At 61.2% G+C, this 17,378-nt stretch carries 20 protein-coding genes; 13 read left to right on the top strand and 7 right to left on the bottom strand.

Annotated features, from left to right (window positions below; genetic code table 11):
* Positions 1-10: 10 nt before the first annotated feature.
* Together AWX27_RS08725 and AWX27_RS08720 are read right to left on the bottom strand one after the other, a co-directional pair.
* The gene (locus tag AWX27_RS08725) at positions 11-1,309 is read right to left on the bottom strand and encodes an SLC13 family permease (protein ID WP_060421094.1); all 1,299 of its coding nucleotides are present in this window, start codon (positions 1,307-1,309) and stop codon (positions 11-13) included.
* 84 nt (positions 1,310-1,393) lie between these two features.
* Positions 1,394-2,299 carry a bifunctional helix-turn-helix transcriptional regulator/GNAT family N-acetyltransferase gene (locus AWX27_RS08720; RefSeq protein WP_080347957.1) on the bottom strand — a complete coding sequence of 302 codons (906 nt, stop codon included), beginning with the start codon at positions 2,297-2,299 and terminating at the stop codon, positions 1,394-1,396.
* A 481-nt stretch (positions 2,300-2,780) separates the two neighbouring features.
* On the opposite strand from AWX27_RS08720, the gene AWX27_RS08715 reads away from it, so the two are divergent.
* From AWX27_RS08715 to AWX27_RS08695, 5 genes are all read left to right on the top strand, one after another.
* Positions 2,781-3,452, top strand: coding sequence for a CsgG/HfaB family protein (locus AWX27_RS08715; RefSeq protein ID WP_004939528.1), 672 nt, complete (start codon positions 2,781-2,783; stop codon positions 3,450-3,452).
* Between the two features lie 18 nt (positions 3,453-3,470).
* Complete coding sequence (locus AWX27_RS08710; RefSeq protein ID WP_060421091.1) at positions 3,471-3,827, top strand: DUF4810 domain-containing protein; 357 nt, start codon at positions 3,471-3,473, stop codon at positions 3,825-3,827.
* Entirely contained in the window at positions 3,824-4,480 is a 657-nt protein-coding gene (locus tag AWX27_RS08705; protein WP_060421088.1) for a DUF799 domain-containing protein, read from the top strand. The genes AWX27_RS08710 and AWX27_RS08705 overlap by 4 nt, the downstream gene beginning before the upstream one ends.
* Before the next feature lie 112 nt (positions 4,481-4,592).
* On the top strand, positions 4,593-6,083 hold the full coding sequence (gene amyA, locus AWX27_RS08700; protein ID WP_060421083.1) for an alpha-amylase: 1,491 nt from the start codon (positions 4,593-4,595) through the stop codon (positions 6,081-6,083).
* 120 nt (positions 6,084-6,203) lie between these two features.
* Positions 6,204-7,052: a PA4780 family RIO1-like protein kinase gene (locus AWX27_RS08695; RefSeq protein WP_060421079.1), complete on the top strand. Its 849-nt coding sequence runs from the start codon at positions 6,204-6,206 to the stop codon at positions 7,050-7,052.
* 9 nt (positions 7,053-7,061) lie between these two features.
* Here the strand turns inward: AWX27_RS08695 and AWX27_RS08690 are convergent, their stop codons facing one another.
* On the bottom strand, positions 7,062-7,280 hold the full coding sequence (locus AWX27_RS08690) for a DUF7661 family protein (protein ID WP_038879994.1): 219 nt from the start codon (positions 7,278-7,280) through the stop codon (positions 7,062-7,064).
* A 69-nt stretch (positions 7,281-7,349) separates the two neighbouring features.
* On the opposite strand from AWX27_RS08690, the gene AWX27_RS08685 reads away from it, so the two are divergent.
* Positions 7,350-8,177, top strand: coding sequence for an AraC family transcriptional regulator (locus tag AWX27_RS08685; RefSeq protein ID WP_060421077.1), 828 nt, complete (start codon positions 7,350-7,352; stop codon positions 8,175-8,177).
* On the opposite strand, the gene AWX27_RS08680 is transcribed toward AWX27_RS08685, so the two are convergent.
* The 3 genes from AWX27_RS08680 to lsrG all read right to left on the bottom strand — a co-directional run bounded on the left by AWX27_RS08680 (position 8,153) and on the right by lsrG (position 10,113).
* A complete protein-coding gene (locus tag AWX27_RS08680; RefSeq protein ID WP_060421075.1) occupies positions 8,153-8,743 on the bottom strand; it encodes a LysE family translocator in 591 nt (196 codons plus the stop codon). The genes AWX27_RS08685 and AWX27_RS08680 overlap by 25 nt on opposite strands.
* Positions 8,744-8,826: 83 nt before the next feature.
* Positions 8,827-9,732 (bottom strand): EamA family transporter, encoded by a 906-nt coding sequence (locus tag AWX27_RS08675; protein WP_060421072.1) that lies wholly within the window; start codon positions 9,730-9,732, stop codon positions 8,827-8,829.
* 87 nt (positions 9,733-9,819) lie between these two features.
* Positions 9,820-10,113, bottom strand: coding sequence for a (4S)-4-hydroxy-5-phosphonooxypentane-2,3-dione isomerase (lsrG, locus tag AWX27_RS08670; RefSeq protein WP_043146917.1), 294 nt, complete (start codon positions 10,111-10,113; stop codon positions 9,820-9,822).
* A 192-nt stretch (positions 10,114-10,305) separates the two neighbouring features.
* Between lsrG and lsrK the strand changes: the two genes are divergently transcribed.
* The 7 genes from lsrK (at position 10,306) to AWX27_RS08635 (ending at position 16,347) form a co-directional block, all read left to right on the top strand.
* Positions 10,306-11,871, top strand: a complete 1,566-nt coding sequence (gene lsrK, locus AWX27_RS08665; RefSeq protein ID WP_060421069.1) for an autoinducer-2 kinase — start codon at positions 10,306-10,308, stop codon at positions 11,869-11,871.
* Positions 11,872-12,092: 221 nt separating this feature from the next.
* Complete coding sequence (locus tag AWX27_RS08660; protein ID WP_048233016.1) at positions 12,093-13,277, top strand: MFS transporter; 1,185 nt, start codon at positions 12,093-12,095, stop codon at positions 13,275-13,277.
* 59 nt (positions 13,278-13,336) lie between these two features.
* Positions 13,337-14,230: a LysR family transcriptional regulator gene (locus AWX27_RS08655; RefSeq protein WP_060421066.1), complete on the top strand. Its 894-nt coding sequence runs from the start codon at positions 13,337-13,339 to the stop codon at positions 14,228-14,230.
* 53 nt (positions 14,231-14,283) lie between these two features.
* A complete protein-coding gene (locus AWX27_RS08650; protein ID WP_060421064.1) occupies positions 14,284-14,745 on the top strand; it encodes a GNAT family N-acetyltransferase in 462 nt (153 codons plus the stop codon).
* Between the two features lie 54 nt (positions 14,746-14,799).
* The gene (gene yajD / locus AWX27_RS08645; RefSeq protein WP_016928619.1) at positions 14,800-15,141 is read left to right on the top strand and encodes an HNH nuclease YajD; all 342 of its coding nucleotides are present in this window, start codon (positions 14,800-14,802) and stop codon (positions 15,139-15,141) included.
* Between the two features lie 271 nt (positions 15,142-15,412).
* Positions 15,413-16,048: a division plane positioning ATPase MipZ gene (locus AWX27_RS08640; RefSeq protein ID WP_038879975.1), complete on the top strand. Its 636-nt coding sequence runs from the start codon at positions 15,413-15,415 to the stop codon at positions 16,046-16,048.
* Entirely contained in the window at positions 16,045-16,347 is a 303-nt protein-coding gene (locus tag AWX27_RS08635) for a hypothetical protein (protein ID WP_049201052.1), read from the top strand. Before AWX27_RS08640 ends, AWX27_RS08635 begins: the two co-directional genes overlap by 4 nt.
* A 48-nt stretch (positions 16,348-16,395) precedes the next feature.
* Here the strand turns inward: AWX27_RS08635 and AWX27_RS08630 are convergent, their stop codons facing one another.
* Positions 16,396-17,151, bottom strand: coding sequence for a CDP-diacylglycerol diphosphatase (locus AWX27_RS08630; RefSeq protein ID WP_060421062.1), 756 nt, complete (start codon positions 17,149-17,151; stop codon positions 16,396-16,398).
* Between the last annotated feature and the right edge of the window lie 227 nt (positions 17,152-17,378).

Raw genomic sequence — 17,378 nt, 5'->3', positions numbered from 1 at the left:
GCCGGTCGGTTTACGGGATCCACCCCAGCAGTCTGAACCACAGATAATCCAGCGGCACCAGCAGCGCAAAGCTGAGCGCGGCCAACAGCAGGCACAGCTTCAACCCTTCACGCGCCGGCACTTTGCCCATCCCCATCGCCACCACGATCGGCGAAGCCTGATACGGCAGCAGCGGCGTGGCGTAACCGATCACCTGGGTCATCAGCACCGTCAGCAGCGGCAAGCCGCTGCCCGCAGACAACGCCTGCGCCAGCGGGGTAAACAGCGCCGGCACGCCGTTGGCGGTCACCACAAAATTCAGCAATGCGGTGATCCCCACCAGCGAACCGAATGCGGTGAACGGTTTGCCGTGCAGATCCGGCATCATCGCCAACAGCGCACCGCCCAGCCGATCGCCAAGCCCCGAGTGGCTGACCAGCGCGGTCAGCCCCAGGATCCCCGCCACGTAGATGCAGGTGCGCACGTTAACCCCGGCGGCGAACTGCTCGCCGTTGAGAAATCCGATGCGCGGCAACAGGCAAACGCAGGCCGCCACCAACCCGATCCAGGCGGGAGCGATGCCATGCCAGCTGTCGGTCATCCACAGCAACACCGTGGCGCCCAACAGCGCGATCAGCCGCCATTCGGCGGCGCTGAGCGGGGTTTGCGCCGCCTCGGCCGTCACCGGCTGCGGCCGCGCACGGAACAGGCCGCAGATGCACAGCGTCAGCAGCGCGCCTTTGGCGAACCCGAGCACCGGGGCGTGCAACAGCAGGTAAGAAAGATAGGCGAAGTGGCTGCCGTAGGCGCTTTCCGCCGCGCCGCTCATCACCAGATTGGGCACGTTGGCCGGCAGGATGCTGGCGGAGAGCTGGAAAGTGCCGAACCCCACCGCCAGCGCCAAACCGATGCGGCCGCGCGAGCCCTCCCCCAAACCGGCGCGATCGGCCAACGCCATGACGATCGGCATCAGCAGCGTAATGCGCCCCATGTTGGAGGGCATGACAAACGCCAGCGCGTAGCTTATCGCCACCACCCCGCCCACCAGGCGGGGCCAGGAGTCGGCCAGGTGCGGCAAGAGCCGGTTGGCCAGGCGATCCGCCAAACCGGTGCTGCGGATGGCGGTGCCCAGCACGAAACCGCTAAGCACCAGCCAGAATGCGGAAGACGCGAAACCGGAAAAGGTCACCGCGGCGGGCGCCAGCTGCAACACCATCACCGCCGCGAAGAACAGCAGCGCGACCAAATACTCCGGCAAGCGGGCGCTGGCCCATAGCGCGATGACCACCAGCGTGACCAGCGCGGACAGCGCCATCGGATCCCCCAACATAGTTTCCTCCCTGATAAAACGTTGTGATTGTTATCAAACGGTTAACAGGGTGGCACAAGGCGCGGGCGCTAACCTTGAAACCGCTCACATATCGTCGTTCTTCAGATTTTTCAGCATGCACACGTTACAGCCGTGATGGCCGGTGTTGCCGCGCCGTTCCGTCAGCAGCGTGAATCCCAGCGCGTAGTACAACCCGATCGCCTCTTTCAACTGTTCGGTGGTTTCCAGGTAGCAGTAGCGATACCCCGCCGCCCGCGCCGCCTTCAGCGCCTGTACCACCATATAGCGCGCCATGCCCAGCCCACGCGCGCCGGGTTTGAAGAACAGCTTTTGCAGCTCGCAATAGCCGGGCTCTTCGCCCGCCAGCGGCGCCATGCCGACGCCCCCCACCACCTGCCCGTCCCGCTCCAGCACCCAGTAATGGCCGCCGTTGTCGCGATACAGACCGGTCAGACGATCGAGATCCGGATCGTGCAGGCTGACGCCTTCCATCTTGTCCATGCCGTACTCGCGAAACACATCGCGAATGATCGCCGCCATCGCCGCATCGTCGCGCGCGGCAATCGGCCGCACCCGCAGGTTGGCGTCGCGCTGTTTGCGCGCGCTGCGCAGCGCCGCGGTCATCTTTTTCATCGCCGCGGTGGTACTCGCCAGCTCATCGTCGTCCAACTGCGCCAGCGCCGCCTGCATAAAACCGTCGGCGTCGCTCTCGATGCCGGCCAGCGCCTTGCCGCCCTTTTTACTCAGCCGGTGCAGGTTGTGCCGCTTGTCATCCGGATGATCCACCGTTTCTATCACACCGGCGGCAACCAGGCTGCGCAGCGCCCGGCTGGCGCTGGCTTTGTCGATGCAAAGCCGGGCCGCCAGCTCGGTGACGCCCAGCGGCTGCTCGCTGACTTCAATCATCAGATGGATCTGCAGCGGCGAAAAGCGCGAGCCGTTGCTCTGCTTGTTCAACATGCCGAATTCTCTGACCAAACTGCGCGCCAATGCTCTGAAATCCCTGATGTTCACAATTGATATCCCCGATTAGCTACCGATAAAAAATGACACTTGGTTGATAGTGTTACCTAATTTTCACTACCTTAACGGATCATCAAGCCGTCATGAACCCCGGCATAACACAGGAGCTGATGCAAAACGTAACATTAATCAATACAAAAAACTGGTTAGTTAAAATATTTCAGGATTAATGGCCATGTATTTAAGATTAAAAAGACAATAACCCAGACAAAAAATACACAATCGTGAAAAACACTGTAATGAAGAGAGAAAATCGAGACTAATCCATTGCATTCCAACGGGTTACAACAATGTTAATAGCGGCATTAATGCCGATATATTGTTGTAATTTGTTACATATTCATGGCAGGATCGCGGCGTTTCTATAACGGCGACAACGCTCGTTATATCAACGTCGGGCGCGGGTTGCTCCCGCGCTGTTTTATGCTCATGGAGAGATTGCACGCCAATGAAAAAATCACTCGCCGTCTGTTCCGTCGCCCTTTCCGTCACCTTGCTGGCGGGCTGCGCGACCGAATCTTCTCGCACTTTGGAAGTGCCGAAAGTCGCTTCCTACAACACCACTTATCAGGGCCCACGCAGCCCTATCGCCGTCGGTAAATTCGACAACCGCTCCAGCTACATGAACGGCATCTTCTCCGATGGCGTCGATCGACTGGGCAATCAGTCCAAGACTATCCTGATCACGCATTTGCAACAGACTGGCCGTTTCAACGTGCTGGATCGCGCCAACATGGAAGAGCTGAAAACTGAAGCCGGCATTAAAGGGAAGGCACAAACGCTGAAAGGCGCCAATTATGTGATTACCGGCGATGTCACCGAATTCGGCCGTAAAGAAGTCGGCGATCATCAGCTGTGGGGGATCTTGGGCCGGGGTAAATCACAAGTCGCTTACGCCAAAGTCAATCTGAACGTCGTAAACGTACAGACCTCAGAAGTCGTCTTTTCCTCTCAGGGCGCCGGTGAATACGAACTGTCCAATCGCGAAATCATCGGTTTCGGGGGCACCGCCAGCTACGACTCCACCCTTAACGGCAAGGTGCTGGACCTGGCCGTGCGTGAAGCCGTCAATAACCTGGTCACCGGTATCGAAAATGGCGCATGGCGCCCTGCTAACTAACGGAATAGAAGCAGAAAGATGATAACTAAAAAAATGGGCGGGGCGCTGTTTGCAGCGACCCTGCTGGCCGGCTGCGCCGCGCCGAAAACGCTTTACAATTGGGATGGCTACCAAACTTCTCTCTATCAATACTACCAGCAGGAGGGGCAAAGCCCTGAGCAGCAGATCGCCACGCTGAAAGAGATCGTCGAGAAATCCCGCGCCAAGGATAAAGCCGTACCACCAGGTCTGCATGCGCAACTGGGGCTGCTGTACAGCAAAACCGGCAACGACGGACAAGCAATGAGTGAATTCAACACGGAAAAAACGCTGTTCCCGGAATCGGCGCCGTTTATGAATTTCCTGATGGCCAGGGATAAGGGGAGTTTTAAATGAAGCGTGTACTCACTTTACTCGGCGTTGCCGCCACCCTGTTGCTAAGCGGCTGCGCCAAGCAGACGCCTTATGATTATGCGGCGTTCCATGAGAGCAAGCCGAAGTCGATTCTGGTCTTGCCGCCGGTTAACCAGTCGCCGGATATCAAAGCCAGCCACAGCGTACTCGCCAGCGCCACCCTGCCGTTGGCCGAGGCCGGTTACTATGTGCTGCCGGTCGCTGTAGTGGAGGAAACCTTCCTGCAAAACGGTCTAACCAACGCCAACGACATTCGCGCCGTCAGTCCGAAAAAACTGCACCAGATTTTCGGCGCCGACACCGTGCTGTATCTGGATGTCACGCAATACGGCACCAGCTACATGGTGATCAGCAGCGAAACCCGCGTTACCGTAGCCGCTCGCCTGGTCGATTTGCGCAACGGCAAACAGCTGTGGGCCGGCACCGCCACCGCATCCAGCAACGAAGGCAACAACAACTCCGGAGGCCTGCTGGGCATGGTGATCAGCGCCGCGATTTCACAAATCGCCGATACCATCAGCGACAAAGGATTTGATGTTGGCGCCATCGCCAACACCCGTCTGTTATCGGCGACAGGTCAGAACGGCGCCATTCTTTATGGCCCACGCTCACCTCATTACGCCAGCCAGCGTTAAGCCATCTCTCGGGCGGCCTTCTCGGGCCGCCTATACCAAACTTGTCCCTTTTGCCAAAAGTAGCCCATGCTTTAACTGCTCCTCTCCTTCTGGCTAACCGGGACGCTGGCTCATGACGAAAAAAACCACCCTGCTGCAATTCTTCCACTGGTACTACCCCGACGGCGGCAAACTGTGGCAGGAGGCCGCCGAGCGCGCCCCGCACCTGGCCGAACTAGGCATCACCGACCTGTGGCTGCCGCCTGCCTACAAGGGCGCTTCCGGCGGCTACTCCGTCGGCTACGATACTTACGATCTGTTCGATCTCGGCGAATTTGACCAGAAAGGCAGCGTAGCCACCAAATACGGCGACAAGGCGGCGCTCGAACACGCCGCCACTACGCTGCGCGAACACGGCGTGGGGGTACTCTACGACGTGGTGTTCAACCACAAGCTTGGCGCGGACGAGAAAGAACAGGTACACGTGTTCAAAGTGGACGCCAACAACCGCAACGACATCGACGACCAGGGCTTCGACGCGCTGGCCTACACCCGCTTCACCTTTCCCGGCCGCCAGGGCGTGCATTCCGAGTTTATCTGGGATTACACATGCTTCAGCGGCGTCGATTACGTTGAACAGCCGGACGACAAAGGGGTGTTCAAAATCGCCAACGACTATGGCGACGACGGCTGGAACGATCAGGTTGACGACGAAAAAGGCAACTACGACTATCTGATGGGGGCCGACGTGGAGTTCCGCAATGCCGCCGTGACGGAGGAGCTCAAATACTGGGCGCGCTGGCTGTTGGAAAGCCTGCCGTGCGACGGCTTCCGCCTGGACGCCGCCAAGCACATTCCCGCCTGGTTCTTCAAAGAGTGGGCGGATCACGTGCGCGGCAGCGCACAGCGCGACCTGTTTATCGTCGCCGAATACTGGTCGCACGATCTGAGTGCGCTGCAACAATACATCGAGCTGGTGGACGGCAAGGTGATGCTGTTCGACGTGGCGCTGCACCTGAAGTTTCATCAGGCGTCGAAACAGGGCGACGGCTTCGACATGGCGCAGATCTTCACCGATACCCTGACCGCCGCCGATCCGGCCCACGCGGTAACGCTGGTCGCCAACCACGACACCCAGCCGTTGCAATCGCTGGAAGCGCCGGTGGAACCCTGGTTCAAACCGCTGGCCTACGCGCTGATCCTGCTGCGCGAACAGGGCGTGCCCTGCGTGTTTTACCCCGACCTGTATGGCGCCAGCTACCGCGACAAGGGGCGCGACGGCGGCGAGTACCAGATTGACATGCCGGCGATCCCGGAGCTGGAGAAGCTGATCGCCGCCCGCCAGCGTTTCGCCAACGGCCCGCAAGCCGACTACTTCGACGACAGTCACTGCGTGGCCTTCAGCCGCGCCGGCACCGCCGAGGCCCCCGGCTGCGTGGTGCTGCTGACCAACGGCGGCGAGAGCGGCAAGACCGTCGCGCTGGGCGCCGATTTGGCGCACACCGCCTGGCGCGATTTCCTCGGCAACCGTCAGGAGGAGATCACCACCGACGACCAGGGCAGCGCCCATTTCCCGGTCAACGCCGGCAGCGTCAGCGTCTGGGTGCCGGCCGCCAGCCTGTGAGCGCCCGCCGCCGCGTATTGATGACGCGGCGGCAAAACTAATGTTTGCCTTTCGGGTCTAACTTACGCTATCAACTGCGCAAGCCATTCACACCGGAGCCTAAATAGGGTACAAGGCTGCATGAAAATTCCAAAACGACTCCAGCCGCTGGTTGATGACGGGTTAATCGACGACGTCATCCGCCGGTTGAAAAGCGGCAAAGAAGCCGACGTGTTTATCGTGCGCTGCGGCGATGAGATCCGCTGCGCCAAAGTGTACAAAGAGGCCGAGAAGCGCAACTTCAAGCAGGCCGTTCACTATCAGGAAGGACGCAAGGTGCGCAACAGCCGCGACGCGCGCGCCATGAGCAAAGGCTCCAAATTTGGCCGCCAGCAGCAGGAAGAAGCCTGGCAAAACACCGAAGTGGACGCGCTGTATCTGCTGGCCAAGGCCGGGGTGCGGGTGCCGCAGCCGGACATCTGCCTGGACGGCGTGCTGCTGATGGAGCTGATCACCGACGAAGAAGGCCTGGTGGCGCCACGCCTGAGCGATGTCATCCTGACGCCGGAACAGGCGCGCGCCGATCACGCCCTGATGATGAACTACGCGGTGCGCATGCTGTGCGCCGGGCTGGTGCACGGTGACCTGTCGGAATTCAACGTACTGATGGATAAAGACGGGCCAGTGATCATCGATCTGCCGCAGGTGGTGGACGCCGCCGCCAACAACCACGCCAAAAGCATGTTCGAGCGCGATATCGGCAATCTGGCCGAGTATTACGGCCAGTTCGCGCCGGAGCTGCGCGACAGCCAATACGCCAAAGAGATTTGGGCGCTGTATCAGGAAGGCAACCTGACGCCGGACAGCGTCCTCAGCGGCCGGTTCAGCGAAATCCTGAAACGTGCCGACGTCGGCTCGGTGCTGGAAGAGATCCAGGCCGCCGGCGAGGAACATCAACGCCGCATGATGGCGCGCAACGCGGAAGAGTGACGCGCCGCGCTATTCGACGCGAAACACGTCCGGCCGCTGTGGCGTCGCCGCCTCGTGATAGATATCCCCCAGATAGCCGGCGATCTCCTCTTCGCGCAGGTCGGCCGGCAGCACGATATCGTAGCTGGGGGCATATTTGCGCTCCGGCAGCGTCACGCGGAACAGCCGCCATTCGTCCCCGATGCGCTTCACGCCCAGCAGACGGCCGAACACGTTAAAAATCATCATCCGCCATTCCCCCCCTTGACGCTTTCAGGCTATAACACTGTGATGCCGCCGCAGTGAAAAGGAAAGCGTATGAGTGAAAAAACGCCGCAGTTCTGGCGCGATCCGCAGTTGCCGTTCGTCGAAGCCCGCGCCATCAAGGATGGCCGCCAGGTGTGCTACAGCCTGCACAGCCACGAATTCTTTTCCATCGGCGCCATCACCGGCGGCGTCAGCACCTATGTCAACGGCGAGCGGCGCATGCAGGTCAGCGCCGGCGATCTGGTTGTCATCAACCCGCAGCAGGCGCATGCCTGCAACCCCATCGCCGATCGCCGTTGGTCGTACATCATGTTCTATCTCGATCTCGCCTGGCTCGGCGCGCTGCAGCAGGAGCTGCTCGGCGGCGACGGTGACCGTTTTGTTCCGTTCAGCCAGCCGCTCAGCCGCGATCCGGCGCTGTTCCACGGCCTGAACCGGCTTTATGCGCTGCTGACGGATCCGCTGTGCTGCGCGCTGGAAAAACAGATCGCCATGGTGGAGTATTTCAGCGCCCTGCAGCTCGGGCTGGGCGATGTCCGCCAGCCGGAGGCACCGGCGCATACCCGACTGGAAGCGGCGGCGGCGTTTATCGACGCGCACTGCACCCGGCCGCTGACGCTGGACGACATTTGCCGCGCCGCCGCGCTGTCCCCTTCTTACCTGATCCGCGCCTTCCGCCAGCGCTACGGCATGACGCCGCACGCCTATCTGGTCAACCGCCGCGTGCAGCACGGCCATCGGCTGTTGAAGAGCGGCCTGCCGATCGCTGCGGCCGCCAGCGAAAGCGGCTTTGCCGATCAGGCGCACTTCCAGCGCACCTTCAAGCAGCTGCTGGCCGCCACGCCGGGGCAGTATCAAAAACCCTCCGCCAGCAGATAGCAGGCGCTGGCCGCCAACAGCAGCGCCATCGCGCGGTTGAAACGCCGCACGTTGCGCGCCTGCCTGAGCAGGCCGCGCAGCATCGCGCCGACATAGGCCCAGCAGGCCACCGAGGCATAGCAAATCACGAAGTAGAGCCCGGCGAACTGCCACAGCAGCCGGATGTCGCCGTCGCCGACAAAAGCGCCAAGGCTGGCCACCGACGCCAGCCACGCCTTGGGATTCAGCCATTGCATCAGTGCGCCGTAGCGCCAGGAAGGCGCCCGCGCCGCGCCGCTGCCCAATCTGCCGTCGTCAAACGCCAGCCGGTAGGCCATAAACAGCAGGAAGGCCACGCCGGCCCACTGAATCAAGCGGGTCAGCGCCGGCCACAGGGTCAGCAGCTGGTGCATGCCCAATCCCAGCAGCACCAGCAACAGGGTAAACCCCAGCGTGGCGCCGAACACGTGACGCTGGGTCGCGCCAAAGCCGAATTGCGCCCCGGCGCTCAATGCGACGATGTTGACCGGGCCGGGGGTGATGGAGGCCGCCAGCGCAAACGCGGCCATGGAAAGGTAGATATTCATGATGGGCACCTGAGAAAGAATTCACAGGCGCCAGAATGCCGACCGCCGCCGACAACGTATTGAACAGAATTGCCCTGTTCGGTTTAACGCGCGATCGCCGGCCGGCGGCGCGGCAGCCCGAAGGTGTTGACCGCCATGCCGGCCAGCACCAGCAATGCGCCGCCGAACTGCGCCGGCGACAGCGCTTCGTCCAGCAGCAGCCAGGCGGCGAACAGCCCGACCAGCGGCACCAGCAGCGTCAGCGGCGCAACCCGCCAGGTTTCATAGCGCCCCAGCAGGCTGCCCCACACCGAATAACCGAACAGCGTGGCGGCGAACGCCAGGTAGGCAACCGCCAGCCAGGTGCCGGCCTGCACATGGCTCAGGCTGCTCAGCACCGCCTGCGGGCCGTCGAACAGCCAGCTGCAGGCCAGGAACGGCACGACCGGGATCGGCGCGCTCCACACCACCAGCGATAAAATATTACGCTGCGGGAAACCGGCCAGAATCTTCTTGTTGGTCAGGTTGCCCAGCGCCCAGGAAAACGCCGCCGCCAGCGTCAGCAGCAGGCCCGCCAGGGGGACCGCGCCGCTGCCCGGCTTATGCAGGCTGGCCTGCGCCAGCACCAGCATGCCGCCGCTGGCGATAGCGATGCCGACAAAATGGTTGACGCGCAGCTTTTCACTCATCAGCACGACACCCAACAGCAGGGTGAAGAACACCTGCGCCTGCAACACCAGCGAAGCCAGCCCCGCCGGCATCCCCACCTTGATAGCGACGAACAGAAACGCAAACTGCGCGAAGCTCATGGTCATGCCGTACAGCAGCAGCCATTTCCACGGGATCGTCGGGCGCGGGATAAAGAAGATCGCCGGCAACGCCACCAGCAAGAAACGCATTCCGGCCAGCAGAAACGGCGGCATGCCCTGTAAACCGAACTTGATCACGACGAAATTCACGCCCCAGATCACCACCACCAACAGCGCCAACAGCCGATCGCGCAATATCATCCTCGCCCCGCTTATCCCATTGAAAATTCGCTTTAGCTTGCAGGTTACAACCAAACCGGGCGCATGGACACCGACAAACGCCGGCGATTATTCAGGCATCAGGCCGATAAAGGTGGTCTTCTTGCGCGGGCCGGTCATCAGCGCTTCCAGCTTCTCCACGCACTGCAGGTAGTGCGGGGTCTGCTTGTGCGCCGCCACCGCCTGCTCGTCGCGATAGGCTTCGTAGATGTAAAACCGCGTCGGAATCTGTTCGTCCTGCAGCACGTCGAAGCGCAGGTTGCCCGGCTCTTCGATTGCCCCCCGATGATTGGCGCGGAAAACATCGATAAATTCGTCGATTTTGTCTTGTTTAACGTTGATCTCAACCAATGTGACGTGCATGGCAACTCCTTGTTTAAACGGCGTACCGCAAAATGACTCTTTCCAACCATAGGTTTATTCCCGTCGATTGCCCGCCGCAACGGCAATTTTGCCGCCTGGCTCACAAATCGCATCAGCGACGCCCACTCCTCCCCCGGCGGGGTAAGGCGGCGGCATCTATAGTTAACACTCCTCCCCCTGAGAGCATAGGCTATGGACAACTACTTGATGGCGCTGGACGCAGGAACGGGCAGCATTCGCGCGGTGATCTTCGATGTGGCGGGCAACCAGATCGCGCACGGCCAGGCGGAGTGGCAACACCTGGCGGTGCCGGGCGTGCCCGGCTCGATGGAGTTTGACCTCAGCCGCAACTGGCAGCTGGCCTGCCAGTGCATTCGCCAGGCCTTGCAGCGCGCCGGGCTGACGGCGCAGGCGATACGCGCGGTGGCCTGCTGTTCGATGCGTGAAGGCATCGTGCTGTACGACCGCAACGGTGTGCCGATCTGGGCCTGCGCCAACGTCGATGCGCGCGCCAGCCGCGAAGTCAGCGAGCTGAAAGAGCTGCACAACCACGGCTTCGAACGCGAAGTGTATCAATACTCCGGCCAGACGCTGGCGCTGAGCGCCATGCCGCGCCTGCTGTGGCTGGCGCACCATCGGCCGGACATCTACCGCCAGGCGGCGACGCTGACCATGATCAGCGACTGGCTGGCCAACATGCTCAGCGGCGAGCTGGCGGTCGATCCTTCCAACGCCGGCACCACCGGCATGCTGGATCTGACCAGCCGCGACTGGCGCCCGGCGCTGCTCGACATGGCCGGGCTGCGCGCCGATATTCTGTCGCCGGTGAAAGAGACCGGCAGCGTGCTGGGGCGCGTCACCGAACAGGCGGCGCAGGAGAGCGGGCTGCTGCGCGGCACCCCGGTGGTGATGGGCGGCGGCGACGTGCAGCTCGGCAGCCTGGGGCTCGGCATCGTGCGCGCCGGGCAGACGGCGGTGCTCGGCGGCACCTTCTGGCAGCAGATCGTCAATCTGCCGGAGCCGGCCATCGATCCGGAGATGAACATCCGCATCAACCCCCACGTCATTCCCGGCATGGCGCAGGCGGAATCCATCAGCTTCTTTACCGGCCTGACCATGCGCTGGTTCCGCGACGCTTTCTGCGCGGAGGAAAAATTGCTGGCGGAGCGGCTGGGGGTCGATGCCTACAGCCTGCTGGAAGAGATGGCGGCCAGGGTGCCGCCGGGCGCCTACGGCGTGATGCCAATCTTTTCCGACGCCATGCATTTCAAAACCTGGTACCACGCGGCGCCGTCGTTCATCAACATGTCGATCGACCCGGAGCGCTGCAACAAACAGACGCTGTTCCGCGCGCTGGAGGAGAACGCCGCCATCGTCTCCGCCTGCAACCTGGAGCAAATCGCCGCCTTCTCCGGCGTGCAGGCGCGCTCGCTGGTGTTCGCCGGCGGCGGGGCCAAGGGCAAGCTGTGGAGCCAGATCCTCAGCGACGTCACCGGTTTGACGGTGCGGGTGCCGGTGGTGAAAGAGGCCACCGCGCTGGGCTGTGCGATCGCCGCCGGCGTCGGCGCCGGGCTGTACGAGTCGCTGGCCGAAACCGGCGAGCGCCTGGTGCGCTGGGAGCGCGAGCATCAGCCGGACATGACCCACCACGCGCTGTATCAGGAACAGAAAGAAACCTGGCGGCAGGTTTACGCCGATCAGCTGACGCTGGTGGATAACGGCCTGACCACTTCGCTGTGGAAAGCGCCGGGGCTGTGAACGCCACGCGGCATTCGGTCATAACCTTATGCCGTTTTATTCCTTTCCCCTCAGCGCGGCGCAAGCCGCGTTTTCACCCGCCGCCGGCGATTGTTTCCCCTCAGAAACAGTGTAACCACCGCAAACGGATTTATCCGCGGCTTCGGCCTGCCGTAGATTGTGACTTCGGTCACACCGCACCCCGAGCGCGGCCTGCGCATTCACCCAAGACGAGCGGCATTATGCTGAATAATAAAGATAAACCTGCATCATCCCCGTGGCCGGCGATCTTCTCGCTGACGGTCGCCTGTTTTGTCATGGTCACCACCGAGTTTCTGCCGATCGGCCTGCTGACCAATATCGCCCCTTCGCTCGGCGTCAGCACCGGCACCGCCGGGCTGATGGTCACCATGCCCGGCATCGTGGCGGCGGTGGCCGCCCCCGCATTAAGCCTGATTTCCGGCCGCCTGGACCGGCGTTTACTGATGCTGGGGCTGTCGCTGCTGCTGATCGTCTCCAACCTGGTGGCGGCGCTGGCCGTCAACTTCCCGATGATGCTGCTGGGCCGCGTGCTGCTGGGCATCTGCGTCGGCGGCTTCTGGTCGTTCGCCGCCAACTACGGCCGTCATCTGGTGCCGGAAGCCAGCCAGGGCCGCGCCACCGCGCTGATCCTCAGCGGCATCTCGGTCGGCGCGGTGTGCGGCGTGCCGGCGGGGGCGCTGATCGGCGATCTGTTCGGCTGGCGCGCCGCCTTCTTCGGCGGTGCGGCATTGGCGGTCGGCGTACTGTTGGCGCAGCTGCGTTTACTGACCTCGGTGCCGCCTTCCCGACCGGTCACGCCGCGCGATTTGGTGCTGCCGCTGCGCCTGCCGATGGCGCGCATCGGCCTGATCGCCATCGTGCTGTTGTTCATCGGCCACTTCGCCGCCTACACCTATCTGCGGCCCCTGCTGCAACAGGTGTTCGTCCTCAGCCCGTCGGCAATCTCGCTGCAGCTGTTGGCCTATGGCGCCATCGGCCTGCTGGGCACCTTCCTCGGCGAGCGTCTGGGGGAATACAGCCTGCGCGCCACCTTCATCCTGATCGCCGCCATGCTGGCAGCCATCCTCATCGTCTCGCCGCTGCTCAGCGGCCTTGGCGGCGCCACGCTGATGGTGATGGTCTGGGGACTGGCCTTCGGCGCGGTGCCGGTATGCGCCACCAACTGGATGTTCGCCGCGGTGCCGCAGGCGCCGGAAGCCGGCCAGGCGCTGCTGGTATGCGTTGTGCAGATCGCGCTGGCCTCCGGCGCACTGCTGGGCGGCGAGGTGGTGGACTGGCAGGGCGTCAGCAGCGCCATGCTGTTCGGCGGCGCACTGATCCTCTCCGCCGCGTTGGTATTCGGCCTCAGCTTGCGCTCCGGCGTGATTGGCGCTAAACAGTGTTAATCCTTATTTATCCGCAGAAACGCGCCCCGGCCGCCGTCGGGGCGTTGCGCTGAGAGCCTATGGACCATCATCTACTCGCCATCCGGGTGTTTAACCGCGTGGTGGAAACCGGCGGCTTTACCCGCGCCGCCGATTCGCTGGGCATGCCGAAAGCCACGGTGACCAAGCTGATCCAGAGCCTGGAAGATCACCTGCAGACCAAGCTGTTTCAGCGCACCACCCGCAGCGTGTCGGTCACCCGCGAAGGCGAATGCTATTACCAGAATACGGTGAAATGGCTGGCGGATTTGGAGCAGATGGAAGGCTGCCTGACCGAATCGCAAAGCTCTCCGCAAGGCGTGCTGCGCATCGACACCGGCGGCGGCACCGCGCGCCGGCTGCTGTTGCCCGCCCTGCCCGATTTTCTGGCGCGCTACCCGCAGATACAGATCGATCTGAGCGTCGGCGACCGCGTTATCGATCTCATTAGCGACAGCACCGACTGCGTGATCCGCAGCGGCCCGCTGGCCGATTCCAGCCTGATCGCCCGCCGCCTGTTCGATCTGGACTGGGTGAGCTGCGCCACCCCGGCCTACCTGGCGCGCCACGGCACGCCGCGCCACCCGTGCGATCTGGAGCAGGGTTTCCCGATGGTACACTATCGCCATCCGGTCAACGACCGCATCCATCCGCAACGCTATGTCGAGCGCGGCAAAGAGATCGCCATCCAGCAACGCTATCCGGTCAGCATCAACGAAGGCAACGCGCTGCTGGCGGCGAGCCTGGCCGGGTTGGGCATCATCCAGACCTATCGCTTTATGGCGCAGCCGCACCTCGACAGCAGTGAGCTGGTCAGCCTGCTGCACGACTGGCAGCCGCCGCCGGAGCAGATGTACGTGGTCTACCCGTCCAACCGCCACCTCAGCGGCAAGCTGCGGGCGTTTATCGACTGGGCGGTGGAGACGTTTCATTAACCGCTCTCGCCGGCTATAGTGGCTTATCTTCCGGGCAACGAAATGGTCGCACCATGCGTATCGAACCTCTGCCGGCACATCGCCGGCGTATTGACGAACTGGCCGAGTTACTGCATCAGGAATGGGGCGCCTTTGCGCAATGGAGCAGCCGTGACACCATCAGCCAGCGTCTGGCCGAACGTTGCGCGCCCGGGCAGCGGGGCGTCGTGCTGTTGGCGCTGTCGCCGCAACAACAGATTCTCGGTACCGCCAGCCTGACGTTGTATGAACTGGCGGATAAACCGGAGCGCCAATACTGGCTGAGCGAAGTCTTCACTCACCCGCAGCACCGCGGCCAAGGCATTGCCCGTCGCCTGATTGCACGCTGCGTCGAACACGGCCGGACCCAGGGCATAGACGAACTCTATTTGTACACGCCCGATCAGCAGGCGCTGTATCAGAAACTCGGCTGGCGCTCGCTGGAGCAACGCCAGATCGCCGGCGAAGCCGTCACGGTGATGAGCCGCACGTTGTAACCGCACGCAGTGTGGTATTATTTGTCGCATAGTGATTCACTACGGACGACCACCATGGCCTATATCCCCAAAAACTATGCGAAGCTGGAAACCGGCTACCGCGAAAAAGCGCTGAAACTGTTCCCCTGGGTATGCGGGCGCTGCTCGCGCGAGTTCGTTTATTCCAACCTGCGCGAACTGACGGTGCACCACATCGATCACGATCACAGCAACAACCCCGAAGACGGCAGCAACTGGGAAATGCTGTGCCTGTATTGCCACGACCACGAGCACTCGAAATACACCGAAGCCGATCAATACGGTTCGACGGTGGTGGCCGGTGAAGACGCGCAGAAAGATGTCGGCGTCGCCACCCACAACCCGTTCGCCAACCTGAAGGCGATGATGAAGAAATAATGTCGACAACAGCTTAATGGGCCACTAACTTATTAAGCTGTTAAATTAACAAAACCCGCCTCCGCATCGCCACTTCCCAGAGAATTCCTACTTACCCATCCGGGCTATCCAGCGCAAAATAAGCTGCGCAGTTAACGACATACTGGCTTGGCAAGCCGCCGCAGTTGGTGCATATTGTTCGCGAGTTGTTCTTGTTAACCTGTTTGATTATCAACCTAATAAGCGCATTAACTTAATAAGTTATCAGCTTAATAACTTGAGAGATGGCAGCATGATTGTCCTGATTGGCTCGCAAAAAGGCGGCGTCGGCAAATCGACGAAAGCGGTGAATATCGCCGGGTATCTGATTCTTAAGCAAGGCAAGACGGCGATCATCGTCGATGCCGACGACCAGAAATCGATCATGACCTGGTACAACGACCGCCAGAACGTCGAAGGGTTGCCGCACATTCCGGTGGTGGCCGCGTCGGGCAAAATCAAGGAAACGCTGCTGGAGCTGGATCGCCATTACGACTACGTGATCGTCGACACCGCCGGCCGCGACAGCGCCGAGCTGCGCTCCGGGCTGCTGGCCGCCGATCTGTTCCTCTCGCCGCTGCGCCCTTCGCAGATGGATCTCGACACCGTCGGCTATCTGTCGGAGATGTTCTCCACCGCGCAGGAATACAACGAGAAGGTCAAAGGCTACATCGTGCTGAACATGTGCCCGACCAACATCTTTATCAATGAAGCCAACGAAGCGGCGCAGGTGCTGAGCGAATACCCGGAGTTCACGCTGGTGAGCCACCGCCTGTGCGACCGCAAGATTTACCGCGACGCCTGGGGCGAAGCCATCACCGTGCATGAGGCGAACAACGAAAAGGCGCAGAGCGAAATTGAATGCCTGGTGAAAGAGGTGATCCTGTGAAGAAGCGCACCCCCACCCACCGCATGTCGGAAGACGAATTCATCAACAGCGCCACCTCGCACACGCTGCCGGTCGCGGCGCCCGCGCCGGAAGCCAAACCGGCCGGCCGCAAGCGCACCTACAAGGCGATCTCCGTCAGCCTGACGGACAACCACATTGAAGCCATCGATGAGGTGATCGTCCAGGCGGCGCGCAGCGGCATCGTGCGTATCACCCGCTCCGACATCATCAAGCTGGCCATCGACGGGCTGGCGGAGAAAAGCGAAGCGCAGCTGCTGGAACTGCTGAAGAAGCTTTGAACGCACTACAGCCGCCGGCGAGCCACAGCCGGCGGGTTGTCATCACCTTCAGTTCCCCGCCACCGCACATTGGTAGTCCTGAATTTCGCCGGCTGAGCCCAGGTTCAGGTCGGTCAACTTCAAACGGTTCGCCAACAGCAGCATCTCGCCCTGTGGGCTGACCGCCAGCGCCAGGCCATAATTGCCGATGCTGTCGCCCTGCTCGACCACATAGTTCTGCAGTAACCGGAAAGGATCTTCCTGGGTTAAATCGGTGCCCGCCAATTTTCTGGCCAGATATTGGTGGCCGACCAATTTCACCGCCAGCGGGCGCCACTGTTGATCTAATTGTTCCGCCTGCTGCCCCAGCGCGTTATAGACATCCTGACGCAGGCAGGCAATGTGAATATGCAGCTGATTCTGAGAGCGGCCATATTTCGAATTGACCGCCAGAGAAAGCCACGCATCTTTTAACGGTTTACCCAGCTCGCCGGATATATGTCCCCGGTTATTCCAGGCCTGGGCGAAATAAGGCGGCGCGTGATCCGTCTGCAATGCCGGGCTCTCGATGCCGCTGACTTTTTCGGTTGGCATCACCAGATCGTGATAGGGGCCTTTGCTGTCCTTAAACAGCACATAACCCTCGGTTAAATCAACCTTTAAGCAGGGCGCCGGATCGTTGTTCTGCTGCTGATTAGGCACGCACTGTTGGCTGACGATTTGCCACAGCGCATTCGGATTACCACGCCCGAAGAACCACCACAGCACCGCCGCCAGCAGCAAAATGACAAGCAAAATAATTAATAGTCTGAAAAGTCTTTTCATCGTGACTCCCTGTTTACCTATTCCATCTTGAAAGGAGCGCCAGCATAAACCAAGGCTCTTATCGTCACCAGAATATTATCCTTAGCGTCACCTTTCATTGACGTCTTGTTATCAAGAGAAATTAAAAATAAGGGTTTACCTAAGTAATTTAAGGTAAATTAATACCGCAGGTTGAATATGAGTGTGATATAAGCAGCCGGACTCTCTTTATATAAGGAACCGATAAG

The sequence above is a fragment of the Serratia sp. 2880STDY5682894 genome (assembly GCF_001537385.1).
GTDB lineage: Bacteria > Pseudomonadota > Gammaproteobacteria > Enterobacterales > Enterobacteriaceae > Serratia > Serratia nevei.
This window is presented reverse-complemented; position numbering and strand designations above follow the sequence as displayed.

What these genes read in the sequence shown, in the direction of transcription:
- AWX27_RS08685 (WP_060421077.1), top strand. Translation starts at nt 7,350, where the DNA reads ATGAGTGAAAAAACGCCGCAGTTCTGGCGCGATCCGCAGTTGCCGTTC.
- lsrG (WP_043146917.1), bottom strand. Translation starts at nt 10,113, where the DNA reads ATGCACGTCACATTGGTTGAGATCAACGTTAAACAAGACAAAATCGAC.
- AWX27_RS08680 (WP_060421075.1), bottom strand. Translation starts at nt 8,743, where the DNA reads ATGAATATCTACCTTTCCATGGCCGCGTTTGCGCTGGCGGCCTCCATC.
- AWX27_RS08630 (WP_060421062.1), bottom strand. Translation starts at nt 17,151, where the DNA reads ATGAAAAGACTTTTCAGACTATTAATTATTTTGCTTGTCATTTTGCTG.
- AWX27_RS08690 (WP_038879994.1), bottom strand. Translation starts at nt 7,280, where the DNA reads ATGATGATTTTTAACGTGTTCGGCCGTCTGCTGGGCGTGAAGCGCATC.
- AWX27_RS08675 (WP_060421072.1), bottom strand. Translation starts at nt 9,732, where the DNA reads ATGATATTGCGCGATCGGCTGTTGGCGCTGTTGGTGGTGGTGATCTGG.
- AWX27_RS08725 (WP_060421094.1), bottom strand. Translation starts at nt 1,309, where the DNA reads ATGTTGGGGGATCCGATGGCGCTGTCCGCGCTGGTCACGCTGGTGGTC.
- AWX27_RS08715 (WP_004939528.1), top strand. Translation starts at nt 2,781, where the DNA reads ATGAAAAAATCACTCGCCGTCTGTTCCGTCGCCCTTTCCGTCACCTTG.
- lsrK (WP_060421069.1), top strand. Translation starts at nt 10,306, where the DNA reads ATGGACAACTACTTGATGGCGCTGGACGCAGGAACGGGCAGCATTCGC.
- AWX27_RS08710 (WP_060421091.1), top strand. Translation starts at nt 3,471, where the DNA reads ATGATAACTAAAAAAATGGGCGGGGCGCTGTTTGCAGCGACCCTGCTG.
- amyA (WP_060421083.1), top strand. Translation starts at nt 4,593, where the DNA reads ATGACGAAAAAAACCACCCTGCTGCAATTCTTCCACTGGTACTACCCC.
- AWX27_RS08695 (WP_060421079.1), top strand. Translation starts at nt 6,204, where the DNA reads ATGAAAATTCCAAAACGACTCCAGCCGCTGGTTGATGACGGGTTAATC.
- AWX27_RS08660 (WP_048233016.1), top strand. Translation starts at nt 12,093, where the DNA reads ATGCTGAATAATAAAGATAAACCTGCATCATCCCCGTGGCCGGCGATC.
- AWX27_RS08655 (WP_060421066.1), top strand. Translation starts at nt 13,337, where the DNA reads ATGGACCATCATCTACTCGCCATCCGGGTGTTTAACCGCGTGGTGGAA.
- AWX27_RS08705 (WP_060421088.1), top strand. Translation starts at nt 3,824, where the DNA reads ATGAAGCGTGTACTCACTTTACTCGGCGTTGCCGCCACCCTGTTGCTA.
- AWX27_RS08650 (WP_060421064.1), top strand. Translation starts at nt 14,284, where the DNA reads ATGCGTATCGAACCTCTGCCGGCACATCGCCGGCGTATTGACGAACTG.
- AWX27_RS08640 (WP_038879975.1), top strand. Translation starts at nt 15,413, where the DNA reads ATGATTGTCCTGATTGGCTCGCAAAAAGGCGGCGTCGGCAAATCGACG.
- yajD (WP_016928619.1), top strand. Translation starts at nt 14,800, where the DNA reads ATGGCCTATATCCCCAAAAACTATGCGAAGCTGGAAACCGGCTACCGC.